Source organism: Roseovarius sp. ZX-A-9, from assembly GCF_028369135.1.
Taxonomy (GTDB): domain Bacteria; phylum Pseudomonadota; class Alphaproteobacteria; order Rhodobacterales; family Rhodobacteraceae; genus Roseovarius.
The window spans coordinates 42,577-59,348 of record NZ_JAPWHW010000006.1; the positions used below are offsets into that span (position 1 = coordinate 42,577).

16 protein-coding genes are annotated in these 16,772 nt (G+C 63.3%); 5 read left to right on the forward strand and 11 right to left on the reverse strand.

Going from position 1 to position 16,772, the window contains the following annotated elements:
• Nucleotides 1-6: 6 nt before the first annotated feature.
• The 3 genes from O3306_RS07450 to O3306_RS07460 form a co-directional block, all read right to left on the reverse strand.
• Nucleotides 7-351, reverse strand: coding sequence for a hypothetical protein (locus O3306_RS07450; protein ID WP_272005150.1), 345 nt, complete (start codon nucleotides 349-351; stop codon nucleotides 7-9).
• A complete protein-coding gene (locus tag O3306_RS07455) occupies nucleotides 348-2,159 on the reverse strand; it encodes an ABCB family ABC transporter ATP-binding protein/permease (RefSeq protein ID WP_272005152.1) in 1,812 nt (603 codons plus the stop codon). Before O3306_RS07455 ends, O3306_RS07450 begins: the two co-directional genes overlap by 4 nt.
• 228 nt (nucleotides 2,160-2,387) lie before the next feature.
• A complete protein-coding gene (locus tag O3306_RS07460) occupies nucleotides 2,388-4,097 on the reverse strand; it encodes a LysM peptidoglycan-binding domain-containing protein (protein ID WP_272005153.1) in 1,710 nt (569 codons plus the stop codon).
• A 222-nt stretch (nucleotides 4,098-4,319) separates the two neighbouring features.
• Between O3306_RS07460 and O3306_RS07465 the strand changes: the two genes are divergently transcribed.
• A complete protein-coding gene (locus tag O3306_RS07465) occupies nucleotides 4,320-4,871 on the forward strand; it encodes a TIGR00730 family Rossman fold protein (RefSeq protein ID WP_272005156.1) in 552 nt (183 codons plus the stop codon).
• On the opposite strand, the gene rarD is transcribed toward O3306_RS07465, so the two are convergent.
• The 3 genes from rarD to O3306_RS07480 form a co-directional block, all read right to left on the reverse strand.
• Nucleotides 4,811-5,728 carry an EamA family transporter RarD gene (gene rarD / locus O3306_RS07470; RefSeq protein ID WP_272005159.1) on the reverse strand — a complete coding sequence of 306 codons (918 nt, stop codon included), beginning with the start codon at nucleotides 5,726-5,728 and terminating at the stop codon, nucleotides 4,811-4,813. The two genes, O3306_RS07465 and rarD, sit on opposite strands and share 61 nt — an antisense overlap.
• Entirely contained in the window at nucleotides 5,725-6,192 is a 468-nt protein-coding gene (locus O3306_RS07475; RefSeq protein WP_272005161.1) for a MarR family winged helix-turn-helix transcriptional regulator, read from the reverse strand. The genes rarD and O3306_RS07475 overlap by 4 nt, the downstream gene beginning before the upstream one ends.
• A 202-nt stretch (nucleotides 6,193-6,394) precedes the next feature.
• Nucleotides 6,395-6,994 carry a superoxide dismutase gene (locus O3306_RS07480; protein WP_272005163.1) on the reverse strand — a complete coding sequence of 200 codons (600 nt, stop codon included), beginning with the start codon at nucleotides 6,992-6,994 and terminating at the stop codon, nucleotides 6,395-6,397.
• Between the two features lie 345 nt (nucleotides 6,995-7,339).
• Here O3306_RS07480 and O3306_RS07485 point away from each other — a divergent pair, with 345 nt between their 5' ends.
• Nucleotides 7,340-8,902 carry a hypothetical protein gene (locus O3306_RS07485; protein ID WP_272005165.1) on the forward strand — a complete coding sequence of 521 codons (1,563 nt, stop codon included), beginning with the start codon at nucleotides 7,340-7,342 and terminating at the stop codon, nucleotides 8,900-8,902.
• A gap of 91 nt (nucleotides 8,903-8,993) precedes the next feature.
• Here O3306_RS07485 and O3306_RS07490 read toward each other — a convergent pair whose 3' ends face one another.
• From O3306_RS07490 to O3306_RS07510, 5 genes are all read right to left on the reverse strand, one after another.
• Nucleotides 8,994-9,566 carry a sarcosine oxidase subunit gamma gene (locus O3306_RS07490; RefSeq protein ID WP_272005168.1) on the reverse strand — a complete coding sequence of 191 codons (573 nt, stop codon included), beginning with the start codon at nucleotides 9,564-9,566 and terminating at the stop codon, nucleotides 8,994-8,996.
• Nucleotides 9,559-12,573 (reverse strand): sarcosine oxidase subunit alpha family protein, encoded by a 3,015-nt coding sequence (locus tag O3306_RS07495; RefSeq protein WP_272005170.1) that lies wholly within the window; start codon nucleotides 12,571-12,573, stop codon nucleotides 9,559-9,561. The genes O3306_RS07490 and O3306_RS07495 overlap by 8 nt, the downstream gene beginning before the upstream one ends.
• A 61-nt stretch (nucleotides 12,574-12,634) precedes the next feature.
• Nucleotides 12,635-12,964 (reverse strand): sarcosine oxidase subunit delta, encoded by a 330-nt coding sequence (locus O3306_RS07500; protein WP_272005172.1) that lies wholly within the window; start codon nucleotides 12,962-12,964, stop codon nucleotides 12,635-12,637.
• Nucleotides 12,965-13,072: 108 nt separating this feature from the next.
• Nucleotides 13,073-13,270: a hypothetical protein gene (locus O3306_RS07505; protein ID WP_272005175.1), complete on the reverse strand. Its 198-nt coding sequence runs from the start codon at nucleotides 13,268-13,270 to the stop codon at nucleotides 13,073-13,075.
• Between the two features lie 64 nt (nucleotides 13,271-13,334).
• Complete coding sequence (locus tag O3306_RS07510; RefSeq protein ID WP_272005178.1) at nucleotides 13,335-14,579, reverse strand: sarcosine oxidase subunit beta family protein; 1,245 nt, start codon at nucleotides 14,577-14,579, stop codon at nucleotides 13,335-13,337.
• A gap of 198 nt (nucleotides 14,580-14,777) precedes the next feature.
• On the opposite strand from O3306_RS07510, the gene ccmI reads away from it, so the two are divergent.
• The 3 genes from ccmI to O3306_RS07525 are packed head-to-tail and all read left to right on the forward strand — an operon-like array spanning nucleotide 14,778 to nucleotide 16,743.
• Nucleotides 14,778-16,007, forward strand: a complete 1,230-nt coding sequence (gene ccmI, locus O3306_RS07515; RefSeq protein ID WP_272005180.1) for a c-type cytochrome biogenesis protein CcmI — start codon at nucleotides 14,778-14,780, stop codon at nucleotides 16,005-16,007.
• Complete coding sequence (gene ruvX / locus O3306_RS07520) at nucleotides 16,004-16,480, forward strand: Holliday junction resolvase RuvX (RefSeq protein ID WP_272005183.1); 477 nt, start codon at nucleotides 16,004-16,006, stop codon at nucleotides 16,478-16,480. The genes ccmI and ruvX overlap by 4 nt, the downstream gene beginning before the upstream one ends.
• Entirely contained in the window at nucleotides 16,477-16,743 is a 267-nt protein-coding gene (locus O3306_RS07525) for a DUF1289 domain-containing protein (protein WP_272005186.1), read from the forward strand. Before ruvX ends, O3306_RS07525 begins: the two co-directional genes overlap by 4 nt.
• The last annotated feature ends 29 nt before the right edge of the window (nucleotides 16,744-16,772 follow it).

The following is a 16,772-nucleotide window of genomic DNA, read 5'->3' on the forward strand; positions in this document are numbered from 1 at the left end:
GATCGTTCAGCTCTCGCCGCGCGTCCGTGCCTCTTCGGATAGATCGGCCCACCAGCTTGCGTAGCTGCTGTTCTTGGGATGCATCCCGCCCTCGTCCGGCGCGCCGTCCTGCCACCAGACCGGGCCGCGCTCACCAAGCCGTCGCTTGGCCGCATCCACCGCCGCGCGCTGCGCCGCGGCCTCCGAAGCGTCCGGGGTGCCAATCAGCCCGCGCCGCGCTTGCATCAATGCCTTGATGGCTGCGCGCCGCTCAGAGTCCGATAGCCGCGGATCAGTACACCGCCAGAGTCGACCGCGCGACACGAAATAGCGCCCGTCCGGCGTGGTGGGATAATCCTTCTTGCCGCTCACGCTGCCTCTTCCGCCTGCTGGCGAGCCCAGAGCCCCGCATAGCGCCCGCCACTCGCCAACAGAGCGGCATGGGTGCCTTCCTCGACAATGCGCCCGTCTTCCAGCACGACGATGCGATCCGCATCGGCCACGGTCGACAGGCGGTGTGCGATGATCAGCACGGTACGCCCTCGCCCCGCCTGTGCCAGCGCGCCCTGAATGTCGCGTTCCGTCTCGGTATCGAGCGCCGAGGTGGCCTCGTCCAGAAGCAGGATCGGCGGGTCTTTCAGCAAGGTGCGCGCAATGCCGACGCGCTGCTTTTCCCCGCCCGACAGTTTCAGGCCGCGCTCGCCCACCGGCGTGTCATACCCCTGTGGCAGGCTGTCGATGAAATCATGGATTTGCGCGGCCTTTGCCGCGGCAATCACATCGGCCTCGCTGGCGTTCGCCCGCCCATAGGCGATGTTGTAGCCAATCGTATCGTTGAAAAGCACCGTGTCCTGCGGCACCACGCCGATGGCATCATGCAAGCTGTCCTGCCGGACGCTCCGCAGATCCTGCCCGTCGATGAAAATCGCCCCGTCCTGCACATCGTAGAACCGGAACAGCAGCCGCCCGATGGTGGATTTGCCCGACCCTGTCGGCCCGACGATGGCTACCGTTTCGCCGGGGGCGGCCGTCAGGCTTACGCCTTTGAGGATCGCACGATCAGCCTCGTAGCCGAAATGCACATCGCGAAACTCGACCTGCCCGCCCTTGACCTTCAGCCCCGCTGCGTCCGGCGCATCCGTCACATCCGGGGGCTGCTCCAGCAGGCCGAACATCTCGCCCATATCCACCAGGCTCTGGCGGATTTCACGGTACACCGTGCCGAGGAAATTAAGCGGCATGGTGATCTGGATCATGTAGGCGTTGACCATCACGAAATCGCCCACCGTCATGGCCCCGCTCTGCACCCCCATGGCCGCCATGACCATCACGATCACCAGCCCCGCAGTAATCAGCAGCGACTGGCCAAAGTTGAGAAACGCCAGCGAATAGGAGGTTGAGAGCGCCGCACTCTCGTAACCTGCCATCGCCGCATCATAACGCATGGCTTCGCGGTCCTCGGCGCCGAAATACTTGACGGTTTCATAGTTCAGCAGGCTGTCGATTGCTTTTTGATTGGCATCGGTATCCTGGTCATTCATCTGCTTGCGCAGCTTGACGCGCCACTCGGTCACCTTGAACGTGAACGCCACATAAAGCGCGATCACAACCACCACCACTGCCAGATACCAAAAATCAAACAGCGTCCAAAGAACGATCCCGATCAGCAGCAGTTCGATCACCAGCGGCCCGATGGAAAAGAGCAGAAAGCGCAGCAGGAACTCGACGCCCTTTACACCGCGCTCGATGATACGGCTCAGCCCGCCGGTCTTGCGGGTGATGTGGTAGCGCATCGACATCGCATGGATATGCCGGAACGTGCGCAGCGCCAGCGCCCGCAAGGCGCGCTGCGCGACACGGGCAAAGATCACATCGCGCAACTGTTGAAAGCCGACATTCAGCAGCCGTGCGCCGCCATAGGCAACGGTCAGGCCGACCGCGCCGAAACCAAGCATCCACCCCGCACCTGTCGCGTCCCCCGCCAGCGCATCGACAGCCGCCTTATAGAAAAACGGCGTGCCAACCGCCACCAACTTGGCCAGCAGCAGCACGATCAGCGCCAGCACCACGCGCTGCTTTACCCAAGGCTGGTCGTCCGGCCACAGGTAGGGCGCGACCCGGCGGATCGTGGTCCAGCCATTGCTGGGCATCTCGGTCGTGGTCAGGTGGCTACGGCGCATCTGGTACTTTCGAATTTTGCGGACCGGCCTTGGCATAATGCGCCTATCCTGAATCAGGAAAACCGCGAAAACGCGCAGCGTCGGTCATTGTTGCGGGCGTCTTGCTTCTGGTTCCTGCGTCGGACCGGATGCAAAGCGACCTAGAGATACGTCGCGTGGGCAGGAATATCCAGTGCGCAGGGCGCTGCGCGCCTGCGCACAGCCCGCCGCGACCGGATCAGACTGACGCTATTCAGGTACGGTGAATACCTGCCCGGGATAGATCAGATCCGGGTCACGAATTCGGTCGGCATTGGCCTCGAAAACACGCACATAGAAGATTCCCTGCCCGTAATGTTCGCGCGATATCGCCCAAAGCGTATTGCCCGGCTGGACCGTCACGGCGCGGATGCGGCTTGCGGATTTTGCCTCTGCCCCGACCTCGGCCACCAGGGCTTCGTCCTCACGCTTGAACGGTGTTTCGACCCGGCTGATCACTCGGCCATCATCAGAGACTTCATCGACGCGCAGGGTGTAGACGCCGGTATCGACCGCTGGCAGATCGGTACGCCAACCACCATCAGCGGCGATCCGCGAGGTCGTGATGGGCGCGTTGTCCAGGTAGATGCGCACATAACCTCGCCCCGTTCCGCGACCGGCCAGTTGCACCTCGCCCGTATCCGAATAGGTGATGGCATCGATTGCCACGACCGACATCAGCTCTGGCGCGGCATCTGCTGCGATGGGTGTCTGAAGGACGGTCACGCCGCTCTCGTTGGACAGCAACACGGTCTGCTGTTGTCGCGCCGGTTCTGCTGGTTGTGCGTCTGGCTCCGGCGCAGCGGTCTGTTCGACTTGCGGTATCTCTGCCGCCTGCGGTTCAGATGCGGGCGTTGTGGCGAGGCTTTCGTCAGATATGTCAGCCGTTCCCGTGGCAGTCGCCACGCCCTCTGCCTCGGCCATTTCGGAGTCCGGGGCTGCGGCTTCACCTGCGGGTTCGGCCGGGGCTTCCATCGGCGGCGCTGCAGCCTCTTCAGACAGGTCAGGTATCTGCGTTTCGGCAATCTGCGTTTCGGGGACGGTGCCGCCCTCTTGCGCCACCGGCGCGGAAGGTGCGGCGGATAGTTCCGCATCGCTGGTCGCAGGTTTCAGGGTGGCGGCGGAGTTGGTTTGTGTGCCGTTGTCATCCGCTACTGTCGGCGACGGTGACGTGGCGGGTGCAGTTTCAAGCCTGGCGGTGAGTTCCGTGTCCGGCATGTCCGGAGCCACTGCCTGCGTGCTCTGGGGCGCTGGTTGGGTGTTGCCCGGAACAGTCGGGGCGGCCTCGTCCGCGGGTGCGTCGGCGGTCTGAACGGCGGCAGGCGGCGTGTCTTCGCCCGGTGCTATGGCAGCGACGGGCGTGGGCGCGATGATCACCTCGTCGGGCGATACGATCCGGTCGCCGGTCTGCGGCGACGTCATCGCCAGCGACAGGATGCGCGGCTGTTCGCTACGCTCCAGCGTCACGAATTGCACGAACTGGCCATTGTCGTCGGCGTCGGCATCCGCAAGCGGTGCGCCATCAATGAGAATTTCCGTCAGCCAACCGGGCGCACTGCTGCCCGCCACAAGCATCGCACCGCCCGGATCGAGGCGAAAGACGTCGATGCGGGGCGGGTCAGGCAGCACGGCGGGTTGGGGTTCCGGGTCGGACGCGTCAGCTTCGGCCACATCCGGAGCCGCGGCTTCGGGCACGGGTGGCGTGACTGCTGCGGTGTCGGGCTGTACCGGGTCCGCCCCGGCAGGCTCTGGCGCCGCAGGATCCTGCACAATGGCGGTGGGCAACGCCACGGCGGGTTCTGGCGGCGGCGCGGGCGCGAACACCCCGGCAGCATAGAGCCCTACCGCAACAACCCCGGCCACCGCGACACTTGCCGCGCCGATCGCCGCCCCCCCCGACAAACCAGCCAGCTTGGTCATCTTTGTCCTTCCACCACGCCATGCGCGCCGTGCACCGCGCATTTGGCACGGGTACAGATCAAAAGCCGCACGTCCGGTCTGCTGTTTCGGGACAGGCTGTCGGCGCCTTTCGAATGCTGCACTGCGTTTTGCATTTTCTCTGCTTTAGATTATGTGCAAGAAGCTTTAGCAACAAGGCAATCACGGGTCAAAGCAACCCTTTTTTGTACAATAGGCTTTTTGATGGCAGAACACTCGGTCTGTGTCTTTTGCGGCTCACGCGATGGGGCAAATCCGGCATACGGTGCGGCGGCAGACGCCGTGGGCGCAGGTCTGGCGGAGGCGGGATGGCGGCTGGTCTATGGTGCCGGCGACGTCGGGCTGATGGGGCGCACCGCCCGCGCGGCACAAGCGGCCGGTGGCGCGACCTTCGGCGTGATCCCCCGGCACCTCGTGCGGTGGGAAGTAGGCAAACGTGATCTGACCACCTACGTCGTCACCGAGACCATGCACGAGCGCAAGAAGGTCATGTTCATGAACTCGAACGCCATCGTGGTGCTGCCCGGCGGTGCCGGATCGCTGGACGAGTTTTTCGAGATTCTCACATGGCGGCAACTGGGGCTGCACGAGATGCCGATCCTGCTCCTAGATGTGGACGGGTACTGGCAGCCGCTGACCGGGCTGATCGATCATGTCATCGATCAGGGCTTTGCCGAACCGACGCTGCGCGACTTCTACAGAGCGGTGCCGGATGTGAGCGCGCTCTTCGCGGCCCTGCGAACCGCCCTGTCCTGACGCCAGGTCGCGGCGGTGTAGATCGCCAGCGCGACCCAGATCATCGGGAAGGTGACCATGTGCCAGAGCGTGAACGGCTCCAGGAAAAGAAGTGTTGCAACAATGAATTGCAAGCTCGGGTTAATGTATTGAATGAGGCCCACCGTAGCCATCGACACCCGTTTTGCCGCCATGCTGAACATGATCAGCGGCCCGCCTGTCAGCACCCCGGAAAACATCAGAAGCGCCACGTCACGCCAGCCGGAGCCAAACACGCCGGTGCCACCCGGATGGGTGTACCACAGCACCACCAGCGCGATCGGTGCAAGGATCATGACTTCGGCGGCCACGGACACCACCGGCCCCTGCGCGATGCCCTTCTTGATCAGCCCGTAAAACCCGAAAGAGCCGGCAATGATCAGCGATATCCATGGCGCGACCCCCAGCCCGACGGTCAGCGTCACGACGGCCGCCAGCGCCAGAGCGACGGCAACGGCCTGCGCCGCGCTCATCCTTTCGCGGTAGACGGCGGCTCCCAGAGCCACCGAAACCAGCGGGAAGATGAAGTAGCCCAGCGATGCCTCGATCGCCATGTCGATCTGGATCGACGTGATGAAAACCAGCCAGTTGGTCGAGATCATTATCGCCGCGAGCCCGGCCAGCATCATCGCGCGTGGCGACCGGAACACGGCCAGCAACACCCGCAACCGCCCCTGCCACAGCAACACCAGCGTGAAAAAGACACATGACCAGATCGTGCGATGCGCCAGCACCTCGAGGGGCGGGATATGCGCGAGCAGTTTGTAGTAGATCCCCGAGAGGCCCCAGATCGTGCAGGCCACAATCATTGCAATGACACCGCGTGTTGCTTCGGTCATGTCGCGTCCTCCAACCGGCGGCGGGCATTGAACTCCACCCTTTCCAGCAACGTGTGCAGCATCGCAGCCTCGGCGGCGGTGAAGCCGTCAAGCAGGGCATCGTTCACCGTCTCGTGAAACCTGTCGAGACGCGAAAGCGCTCTGCCCTCGTCGGTCAGAAACACCCGCACGACGCGGCGATCCTCGGCCTCCCTTGCCCGGCGGAGCAATCCCTTTTCCTCCATCCGGTCCACGATCCGCGAGGTCGCGGGCGCGGCATTGCCCGAGTAGGCCGCCAATTGCGACACCAGCAACCCGTCGCGCTGCCAGAGGGCCGACAGCAGCACCCATTGCGCCAGCGTCAGCGCGTGCGGCTCAAGCAACTTCTGGCACATTGCCAGGCAGGCGCCGGAAGCAAACGTGAGCTTGCGACCAAGCGAGTTTTCCGGACGCTTGGGAAGATCGGGAAGGGTGGGATTCGCCATGTCTTTGCCTTGGTATTATTTGCCATGTAAATAAATTATGACACGGCATCGACTCACGCTGTTGATAGAACCATAACTGCGCAGAAATGAAACAGGAAATCCCGCCCGAGGATCTGCATGTTGTTACGCGGCCCGGTCATGAAAGAGCCTGCCCGGATCGCGCCGGGCAGGCTCTGCAGTGATACCAACGTATCGCGGTCGGTTACATCCGGCTGGCGACGTTTTCCCAGTTCACCAGGTTGTTCAGGAAGTTTTCCAGATAGGCTGGCCGCTTGTTGCGGAAGTCGATGTAGTAGGAATGTTCCCACACGTCGCAGCCCAGAAGAACTGTCTGATCGAAGCAGACCGGGTTCACACCGTTTTCGGTTTTGGTGACGGCAAGCGATCCGTCCTTCTTCTTGACCAGCCACGCCCAGCCCGAGCCGAACTGACCGGCGCCTGCGGCCGAGAACTCTGCCTTGAACTTGTCGACCGAGCCGAAGTTGTCGTTCAGGGCCTTTTCAAGCTCGCCGGGCATCTTGCTTTCACCGGGGCTCATCATTTCCCAGAACTGGTTGTGGTTCCACAACTGGCTGATGTTGTTGAAGATACCGTTTTGCGCCACGGCATTCGCGTCATAGGTGCCCTTGATGATCTCTTCGAGAGACTTGCCCTCCCATTTGGTGCCCTCGATCGCCTTGTTGCCGTTGGTGACATAGGCGTTGTGGTGCAGGTCGTGGTGGTATTCCAGCGTTTCGGCGGACATGCCGTGCGGTGCCAGAGCATCGTGGGCATAGGGAAGATCGGGAAGTTGAAAGCTCATGGATTGCCTCCTTTGGTGCGTGCCATATTTCATAAACAGCGTCTTGCGTTTTTCCTGACTGGGGAAAAATGCGAAACGCCCGTCGTCCTTCGCAGTTACGAACATTTTGCATTCGATCCGTGTACCGGATCAAACGCAAAACGCTTTCGTCTACATGGTAGACCTGTGGGCATAACGTCAACCCCGTACCGCAAGTTCCCCACCTCTGGACATCAGAGATGGCCCCCAAAAAGCGGCGCGCACGAGGCCGATATAGACTTTCGCCCGACAGTCCCCTAGAATCTCAAGAAAAACTATAATCGAGGCAGCGTTTTAAGGGAAGGCCGGGCAGGCAGAATGCAGGACATGTCATTTCTATCGTCGCCGGTGGCCCCGGCGTGGGAAACCCGTGCGAGCTGGGCAGAGCAGCTCTGCGCCGATCAGCAGATCGACAGCGCGCCGGTTTTGTCACAGCAATTCCTGCTGGCTCCCAGCGGGACCGCCGCCCCTGCCGCCATGCGTGGCGTGGCCCTGGGGAGCTGGATCCTCTACCACGGCGCGAACCTGCCGGTCGCCTCGGCCCCGTTCGGCGATGGCAGGATCGCGATACTGGGCCTTGCCGTCGATCCCGATGGCGCGGTGATCACCACCGCGCGGCTGGAGGCGCTGACCGCGCGCGACATGCCGCCGCTGGAGTTGCTGGATTGGCTGAACGACAGCGCCGGGCGCTATGCCATCATCGCCATCACCGGGACATATCAGCGGGTCTATCTAGACAGTCTCGGCTCTCTGGGCGCGGTTTACGACCGCGACGCAGGGCGTGTCGGGGCGACCACGAACCTTGTGCTGACCCGCGCGCCGCAACCCAATACCGACTATCCTCTGACGAGTGGCGCAGCGACCGGCCCGGATCGCTTTGCCTTTGGCCATACGCCCGATATCGCGGTCAAGCGCCTGCTACCCAATCATTTTCTTGACCTCAGGCTCTGGGCGCCGGTACGGCACTGGCCCGGTCCGGACGACGTGACCGAACCGTCCCCCGAAGCGGAGGCCGATGTGGTGCGCGGCATCACCCGGCGGCTGGAACAGGTGATCGCCAGCCTTGCGAACCACCTGCCCGGCAATGTGCATCTGCCGCTATCTGGCGGGCTGGACAGCCGCCTGTTGCTGAGTTGCGCCAAGCCGGTGCTGGACAAGATCAAGCTGTTTTCGCATGTCGAAAACTCAATGAGCCGCAAGGATCTGCGGCTGGCGCGGCATCTGGCCAAGCGCGTCGGCGCGCCACTGCGCGAGATCGATCCGATACGCCACGATGCCTTCAAGATAACCAGCGAAAGCCGCCTGGATCATCTGGGCAAGCTGCACCGCATCATTACCGGCCTTGACGATGCACCGCAGCCGATCCGGCACGAGGTTTTGCTGGCGCATCCGCCCGGCGGCATTTTCCTGCGCGGCAACGGCATCGATTTCCTCAAGGCCGTGCTGTGGCGGCGCGGCGCCCGCGAATACGAACAGAGCCTGCCCCACGACACCCGCACCGGTATCCGCATGATGATGCTCTCGGACAAGAGCATCGTCGACAATCCGGCAATCCAGCAGATGTACGAAGACTGGTATGCCACCCTGCCCGGCTCGGCTCGCGAGCGGGCCTATGACCTGATGTTCGCCGAACAGTTCCTGTCGCACGGCTTTGGCAACCTGCTCTACAGCTTCATCAACAATTTCTATGTCTGCCCGTTCAACGACCGGCGGCTGCTGGGCGCAGCCACGGCGCTATCGCCGAGCAAACGCAGACAGTTGCATTACAATCTGGCAATTACCGAATGGCGCGCGCCGGAACTGTCCAGCCTGCATTTCGCACGCCGTGCGGTGAACGCTCACATCAAGACCATCCGGGCGAGCGGGACCGATATCATTTCTCTGGCATAAGATCGCGCCCGCCCCCCCCTGCTGAACACTTGGGTTCCTGAACGCGGATCATCGGAAAGACCTTCATGCGAAAGCCTTTCCGATTGGTTCTTCAGGCGAGATAGCCCACCGCGCTGCCCGGGGCGGCGGCGCCCTTGAGCAGGTCGAACACATACTGCGCGACCGAGCGGAAGCAGACGATACGCACGCTGTTTTCATCCGGCATCCAGAACGCAGCCGGAACCTGTGCCATACGGGTGCGCCGGAAATCGCCGGCGCCAAAGGCGCCCACCGCCATGTCCACCGGACAAAGCTTGGCGATCACTTCGCGCACCACCGGGCCGCCCGACAGTTCGAACACCGCGCGGGCATCCGAGACGTTGACCGCCATATGGTGCTGCTTTGCCAACGCCTTGCCCAGCGCTTCCAGCCGCGCATCCACTGCGTCGTAAGGCACAAGGATCAGCAACTCGTCCGGGGACATCCAGGCGATGCCCGAGTCATCCTTCACATTTGCCTTTCGCTGGCCGGGCATGTCCTGCCCGGTGGCTGCTGCCGCGGCCTTCTTGAGGGCGGTGTTTCCCAGGTCGCCGCGCAGGGTGATCATCCCCTGCAAACCGATTTCGCGGACCTGGGCGATCCCGTCATAGGATGCGCCTTGCAGCGCGCTTACTGCCTCAGACATTTTGCTTCTCCCCGTCCTTGTCGAAGAACACCGGATCGACGATCCTGGCCTGCGTCACCGGCCCGCCAATGCGCGGGATATCCAGTACCTCGCCCATGCGGTCCGGCCCGTGCAGGACCAGCGCCATGGCGATCCCGCGATCCAGCGTCGGTGAATGGTAGGTCGACGTGACCCGCCCCTGCACATTGCGCTGGCCATTGGCGTTCGTGCCCTCGGCGACGATATAGGCCCCATCGGGCAGCGTGCTGCCATCGAGGGTTTCCAGACCGACCAGTTTCCAGCGGTTCGGATCGGTCATGTGGCTGCGGGCCTGCGCACGCTTGCCAAGGTAATCCTCTTTCTTCTTGGATATTGCCCAGTTCAGCCCCAAATCCTGCGGGATCACGGTGCCGTCGGTCTCGTCCCCGATCATGATGAAGCCCTTTTCGGCCCGCATGATATGCAACGCCTCGGTCCCGTAGGGGGTAACGCCATGGGCCGCACCGGTCGCCAGCAGCAGATCCCACAACGCGCGGCCCTGCGAAGCTTTGACCGCGATCTCGTAGCTAAGCTCGCCCGAGAACGAAATCCGGTAAACCCGTGCCGCCATACCGCCCAGCATGATGTCTGCCCAGCGCATGAAGGGCAGCGCCTCGGCCGAGACATCATCCCCGGTCAAGGCAGACAGAACCTCGCGCGCCTTCGGTCCGACAAGAGCGATCTGCGCATATTGCTCTGTCACGTTGGCAACGTAGACGTCCCAATCCCACCATTCGGTCTGCAGCCATTCTTCCATGTGGCCATGGATGCTCTCGGCGCCGCCGGTGGTGGTGTGGCACAGGAACGTCTGATCGTCGATCCGCGCGACAACGCCGTCGTCTATCAGGAACCCGTTCTCGTTGCACATCAGACCGTAACGGCAGAAGCCCGGTTTCAGGCTCGACATCATGTTGGTGTAGAGCATGTCGAGAAACTTGCCCGCGTCCGGCCCCTTGACCAGAAGCTTGCCCAGTGTGGAGGCATCCAGCAGCCCGAGGCTGTTCCGCGTTGCCAGAACCTCGCGCTTGACCGCATCCTCGATGCTCTCGCCGTCCTTCTGGTAGCAGTAAGGGCGACGCCACTGGCCCACCGGCTCCCAATAGGCGCCGTTTTCGGCGTGCCAGTCATACATCGCCGTCCGGCGCAGCGGCTGGAAGCGCTCGTCGCGCGCCTCGCCCGCGATTGAGGCCATTGAAATCGGCGTGTAGGGTGGTCGGAACGTGGTGGTGCCCGTCTGCGGGATCGGCTGGCCCAGCGCGTCCGACAGGATCGCCAGCCCGTTGATGTTGCTCAGCTTGCCCTGATCGGTCGCCATGCCCAACGTGGTGTAGCGCTTGGCGTGTTCGACGCTCTCGAAGCCCTCGCGGGCTGCCAGCTGCACATCCGACACCTTGACGTCATTCTGGTAATCCAGCCAGGCTTTCATCCGCTTCTTGATGCCAGCACCGTGCGGCATCATCCACACCGGTGCCATCGGTGCCTCTTCAACGGTTTCCGCCTCCGGCGGCGCGCCTTTCTTCGGCGTGTGGCCAGTGGCCGAGGCTGCCGCCTGCCCTGCCGCGTCCGCGTCGCGCAGCACATCGTCCAGCACCAGTGCGCCGTTAGCGCTGCCAGCCGCAATAACAAAGGCTTCGCCCGAAGCACCGGTCGGTGCCTTATCCACATCGGGGCGGAAATAGGCGTGATCGGTATCCCAGATCAGTTTGCCGCCGCAATGCGACCACAGGTGCACGACCGGCGACCAGCCGCCCGACATAGCCACCGCGTCGCAGGCGATTTCTTCCAGCACGGCGCCTTCGCCAGCCTGGCTGCAGATCTCCACGCCAGTCACGCGTTTGCCGCCCTTGACCGAGGAGATCCCGTGCCCCATCAGCACCCGGATGCCCAGAGCCTTGGCCTCAGCCATCAGGGCGCTGTCAGTTGGCAACACCCGCGCATCAAGGATCACAGGCACGTCGAGCCCCTGCTTTTTCAGGCAGATCGCGGTGCGGTAAGCATCGTCGTTATTTGTCACGACAACCGTCCGATCGCCCAGCGAAACCCCGTAATTGACCGCATAGTCCCGCACGGCAGAGGCCAGCATGACGCCGGGAATGTCGTTGCCCGCAAAGCTGAGCGGGCGCTCGATGGCACCGGTGGCGGTGACAATCTGCCGGGCGCGGATGCGCCACAGGCGGTGGCGCGGGCCTGCCGCCTCGGGCTGATGATCGCCAACACGCTCGTAGCCCAGTGCGTAACCATGATCGTAGACGCCCGCCCCCATCATGCGATTGCGCAGGGTCACTTTGGGCATGTTTTCAAGCGCCGCAACGGTTTCGTCCACGAACTTGTCCACAGGCTGCCCGTCAACAGTGCCGCCATCGACCGGGGCCCGTCCGCCCCAATGCGGGGTCTGCTCGATCAACAGCACCTTGGCACCGGCCTCGCCCGCCGCCCTAGCGGCCTGCAGACCAGCCACACCGCCGCCGACCACCAGCACATCAACGAAGGCGTAGAAATGCTCGTAAGTGTCGGTGTCGCGGTCCTTGGGCGCGCGGCCCAAACCTGCGGAACGGCGGATGAACGGCTCGTAGACATGTTTCCAGAAAGGGCGCGGGTGGATGAACATCTTGTAATAGAAGCCCGCAGGCAGGAAGCGGCTCAGTTTGGAGTTGATCGCGCCGATGTCGAATTCGAGCGACGGCCAGTGGTTCTGGCTGGTGCAGGTCAGTCCATTGAAAAGCTCGGTCGTGGTGACGCGCTGGTTGGGCTCGAAGCTGTTGCCCTCGCCCATGCCGACGAGGCCATTGGGCTCTTCGGCGCCAGAGGCCACGACGCCGCGCGGGCGGTGATATTTGAACGAGCGGCCGATCATCATGTGATCGTTTGCCAGCAATGCCGAGGCGATGGTGTCCCCCTCGACGCCACGCAGGCGCATGCCGTTGAAGGTGAATTCCAGGCTGCGCGATTTGTTCAGGAAACGGCCGCCCTGTGCCAGACGTGTGCTCATTTGGAAACCCTCGTGCCTGTGGCTGCGGGAGCGATTGAGGTATTTTTGGAAAGATGAAAGATCATGAGAATTCCCTCCACGACCAGCCGGGGCGCTTGGCGGTGATCGCGTCCTTGATTTCCTGCGGCGGCTCGAAGGTCTGGGCCGGGTAGGTGCCGTAGACTTCCAGCGTCATGGTATCGCGGGCCGCATGGAACCACTTGCCGCAGCCATTGTTGTGGCGCCAGCGCTCGAAATGGACGCCCTTGGGGTTCACCTTGGAGAAGAGGTAATCGCGAAACTCGGAGTCGGATGAGCCGGGGCCGAAGCGTTTCACATGCGCCTCACCGCCGCCGTGAAATTCGGTTTCCTCGCCGGTCACGCCGCAATAGGGACAGGTCAGGATCAGCATGGGGCACATTCCTTTCGAGAAGGGGCAGAAATAGCGGAACGCCACGCAAATAGGGCGGATGCCAAGCGGCACCGCCCTTTTTGCAGTATTACGGACAGACGTGCGACGTCAGTTGCCGGTGACGGCATCTTCCACGGCTTCGGCAGCAGGTGCCGCACCTTCGATGGAAATAGTGACGTCATCGCTGCTGGTGCCGCCGTCATAAAGCAGCCAGCCAATGACGCCGACCGCGACGACAAGGCCGCCGACAATGAAGGCGAGGAAGCCGTTGCTCTGGCGCTGGCCGGATTGGACTTGATCGGACATGATGCGTCTCCTGATTGGGTACGTTTCACGGTCCCAACGCAGGTTTTTGCGGAAAGGTTCCTCATCAGTGCGCCACCCCCGCCGCAACGCTTTCGTCGATGAAGCGGCCCTCGGCGAAACGGTCGAGCGAGAACGCCTCGGTCAGGGGCGAGTGTCCCTTGGCCATCAGTTCGGCAAAGCCCCACCCCGAGCCAGGGATCGCCTTGAACCCGCCGGTGCCCCAGCCGCAGTTCATGAACATGCCGTCCACTGGCGTCTTGGACAAGATCGGCGAACGGTCACCGGTCATATCCACGATGCCGCCCCATTGGCGCAGCATCTTGAGCCGCGCGATCATCGGGAAAGTTTCGACCAGTGCGCGGACGGTTTCCTCGATATGGTGGAACGCGCCGCGCTGTGTGTAGTTGTTGTACCCGTCCGCACCGCCGCCGATGACCATCTCACCCTTGTCGGACTGGCTCATGTAGCCGTGCACCGTGTTGGCCATCACCACCACGTCCATGCATGGCTTGATCGGCTCGGACACCAGCGCCTGAAGCGCCACGGATTCGATCGGCAGACGGAAGCCCGCCATTTCGGCCAGATGGCCCGAATGGCCCGCCACGACTACGCCCAGTTTGTCACAGGCGATATCGCCCCGGTTGGTGGTGACGCCAGTGACTTTGCCGCCCGATTGGCGGATGCCGGTCACTTCGCATTTCTGAATGACGTGCATACCCATGGCCGAGCAGGCCCGCGCATAGCCCCAGGCGACCGCATCGTGACGCGCGGTCCCGGCCCGCGCCTGCCAAAGCGCGCCCAGAACCGGATAGCGCGGCCCGTCGAGATTGATGATCGGCACCAGTTCCTTGACCCGCTGGGGGGTGATGAATTCGGTCGTCACACCTTGCAGCGCGTTGGCATGGGCGGTGCGCTCGTAGCCGCGCACCTCGTGCTGGGTCTGGGCCAGCATCATCACGCCGCGAGGGCTGAACATCACGTTGTAGTTCAGATCCTGGCTCATCGTCTCGTAAAGGCTGCGGGCCTTTTCGTAGATCGCCGCCGAGGGATCCTGAAGATAGTTCGAGCGGATGATCGTGGTGTTGCGGCCAGTGTTACCGCCACCCAGCCAGCCCTTTTCGAGGATCGCCACATTGGTGATGCCGAAGTTCTTGCCCAGGTAGTAGGCCGTGGCCAGACCATGCCCGCCGGCACCGACGATGATAACGTCATATTTGGCGCGCGGTTCCGGCGAGGCCCAGGCGCGCTCCCATCCGGTGTGGTGGCGCAGAGCCTCTCGGGCGACGGCAAAGGCTGAATATTTTTTCATGCGGGGCCTCGATGACAGGGGATTCGGCACAGCCGGTTTCACAGACCGGTATGCGACATGCCCGGCCAGAAATGGATACATAATGCGGCGTCCGGCGCGAAATATGCGACATCGAGATGTCACATGGGGGCAGCAGCGACACCGTGCCCCTTTTTTCCTGTCCAGCGCGGCGCTATGTGGGGGCAAGAGCAGGGAGCAATGATGATTTTCTGGACCCTCACAGGCGCGCTGGCGCTGGCTGTCAGTGCCGCCATTGGCGCCGCGCTGATGCGCGGGCGCGTGGGCGACGCGCCGCCCGCAGCCTATGACATCGGCGTTTACCGCGATCAGTTGCGCGAAGTGGAGCGCGATCAGGCACGCGGAGTGCTGACCGAGGCCGAGGCCGGGCGCGTGCGCACCGAAGTTTCGCGCCGCATCCTTGCCGCCGATGCCCAGTTGCAGCGCGGCGGCGAGACGGGCGGGCAGCCGCCGGTTGCGGGCCGGATCGTGTTTGCGCTGGCGACGCTGGCATTGGTCGGCGGGTCGCTCGCGCTCTACAGCCGGATCGGGGCACCCGGCTATCCCGACCTGCCACGCGAGGCGCGGCTTGCGGCGTCGGACGAGGCGCGCTCCGCACGCCTGAGCCAGGCCGAGGCAGAAGCCCGCGCCCTGCCCGCCCCGGCACAACCCGAACCCGCCCCGGAATTTGCCGAACTGATGGACAAACTGCGCGCCGCGATGCAGGAAAACCCCGACGATCCGCGCGGGTTGCAACTGCTGGCACGCAACGAGGCCATGTTGGGCAACACAAGCGCCGCCATCGCCGCCCAGAGCCGCCTGATCGAGGTCAGCGGTCCTGCCGCGCGCGCGGATGACTACGCCTTTCTTGCCGATCTGATGGTGACGGCGGCGAATGGCTATGTCTCGGCCGAGGCCGAAACCACCCTGCGCACGGCGCTGGAGCGCGATCCGGGCAATCAGACCGCGCGGTACTACCTTGGCCTTTACCTTGCTCAGGTGGACAGGCCCGATGCCGCATTCCGCCTCTGGGACGGGTTGCTGAAGGATAGCCCGGCAGACGCGCCCTGGGTGCCGCTCATTCGCGATGCCCTGCCCGAACTGGCGTCCATGGCGGGGGTGAAATACCAATTGCCGCCGCCAGGCGATACAGCCGGCCCCAGTGCCGCCGATGTCAAAGCGGCGGGCGCGATGAGTGCCGCGGACCGGATGGAGATGATCCGCGGCATGGTCGCGGGGCTGTCGGACCGGCTGGCCAACGAGGGCGGCACGGCCGAAGAATGGGCACAACTGATTTCCGCATACGGCGTTCTTGGAGAGACAGAGCGCGCCAAGGCCATCTGGGGCGAGGCGCAGGAAGTCTTTGCCACCCGTCCCGAGGACCTTGAAACGGTGCGGGCGGGCGCGATCCGCGCCGGGGTGGCGCAATGATCTTCGAGGATATCGAGGGCTTCGTGCAGGTACTGCCTCCGATGCGCGCGCTGATCGGCCTTGATCTGGGGGACAAGACTATCGGCGTGGCCATCTCGGACCGCTCACTGTCGGTCGCAAGCCCATTCGAGACGATCCGCCGCCGCAAATTCGGCCTTGATGCCGCGCGCCTGCTGGAGATCGCCACAGGCCGTGAGGTCGGCGGTATCATCCTTGGTCTGCCGCGCAACATGGACGGCTCGGAAGGTCCGCGTTGCCAATCCACCCGCGCTTTCGCCCGTAATCTGACGCGGCTTACCGACCTGCCCATCGGCTACTGGGACGAGAGATTATCCACGGTTGCTGCCGAAAAAGCGCTGTTGGAGGCGGATGCGTCACGTAAACGTCGCGCAGAGGTGATCGACAACATAGCCGCTTCCTATATCCTTCAAGGTGTGTTGGACCGTTTGCATCATATGAAGGACGCGCTGTGAGAGACGAGACAAACGACAAATCCGACGGTGCGAATATCTGGAGCCGCAACGAAGTCGAGAGCCCTTGCATCCGCATCTGCGTGGTGCATCCCGAGGCGCGGATTTGTACCGGCTGCAACCGGAGCATCGACGAGATCAGCCGCTGGTCGAAGATGACCGATGAAGAGCGCGCCCGGATCACCGCGGAATTGCCGGGGCGCACGGCGCTGTTGCGCAAACGTCGCGGCGGGCGTGCGGCGCGTATGGCGGGGCGCGAGGGATAACCTCGCGCATGACGCGCTGAACCAAGACG

What these genes read in the sequence shown, in the direction of transcription:
- O3306_RS07465 (WP_272005156.1), top strand. Translation starts at nt 4,320, where the DNA reads ATGGCAGAACACTCGGTCTGTGTCTTTTGCGGCTCACGCGATGGGGCA.
- O3306_RS07455 (WP_272005152.1), bottom strand. Translation starts at nt 2,159, where the DNA reads ATGCGCCGTAGCCACCTGACCACGACCGAGATGCCCAGCAATGGCTGG.
- O3306_RS07480 (WP_272005163.1), bottom strand. Translation starts at nt 6,994, where the DNA reads ATGAGCTTTCAACTTCCCGATCTTCCCTATGCCCACGATGCTCTGGCA.
- O3306_RS07495 (WP_272005170.1), bottom strand. Translation starts at nt 12,573, where the DNA reads ATGAGCACACGTCTGGCACAGGGCGGCCGTTTCCTGAACAAATCGCGC.
- O3306_RS07490 (WP_272005168.1), bottom strand. Translation starts at nt 9,566, where the DNA reads ATGTCTGAGGCAGTAAGCGCGCTGCAAGGCGCATCCTATGACGGGATC.
- O3306_RS07485 (WP_272005165.1), top strand. Translation starts at nt 7,340, where the DNA reads ATGTCATTTCTATCGTCGCCGGTGGCCCCGGCGTGGGAAACCCGTGCG.
- O3306_RS07510 (WP_272005178.1), bottom strand. Translation starts at nt 14,579, where the DNA reads ATGAAAAAATATTCAGCCTTTGCCGTCGCCCGAGAGGCTCTGCGCCAC.
- O3306_RS07460 (WP_272005153.1), bottom strand. Translation starts at nt 4,097, where the DNA reads ATGACCAAGCTGGCTGGTTTGTCGGGGGGGGCGGCGATCGGCGCGGCA.
- rarD (WP_272005159.1), bottom strand. Translation starts at nt 5,728, where the DNA reads ATGACCGAAGCAACACGCGGTGTCATTGCAATGATTGTGGCCTGCACG.
- ccmI (WP_272005180.1), top strand. Translation starts at nt 14,778, where the DNA reads ATGATGATTTTCTGGACCCTCACAGGCGCGCTGGCGCTGGCTGTCAGT.
- ruvX (WP_272005183.1), top strand. Translation starts at nt 16,004, where the DNA reads ATGATCTTCGAGGATATCGAGGGCTTCGTGCAGGTACTGCCTCCGATG.
- O3306_RS07500 (WP_272005172.1), bottom strand. Translation starts at nt 12,964, where the DNA reads ATGCTGATCCTGACCTGTCCCTATTGCGGCGTGACCGGCGAGGAAACC.
- O3306_RS07475 (WP_272005161.1), bottom strand. Translation starts at nt 6,192, where the DNA reads ATGGCGAATCCCACCCTTCCCGATCTTCCCAAGCGTCCGGAAAACTCG.
- O3306_RS07505 (WP_272005175.1), bottom strand. Translation starts at nt 13,270, where the DNA reads ATGTCCGATCAAGTCCAATCCGGCCAGCGCCAGAGCAACGGCTTCCTC.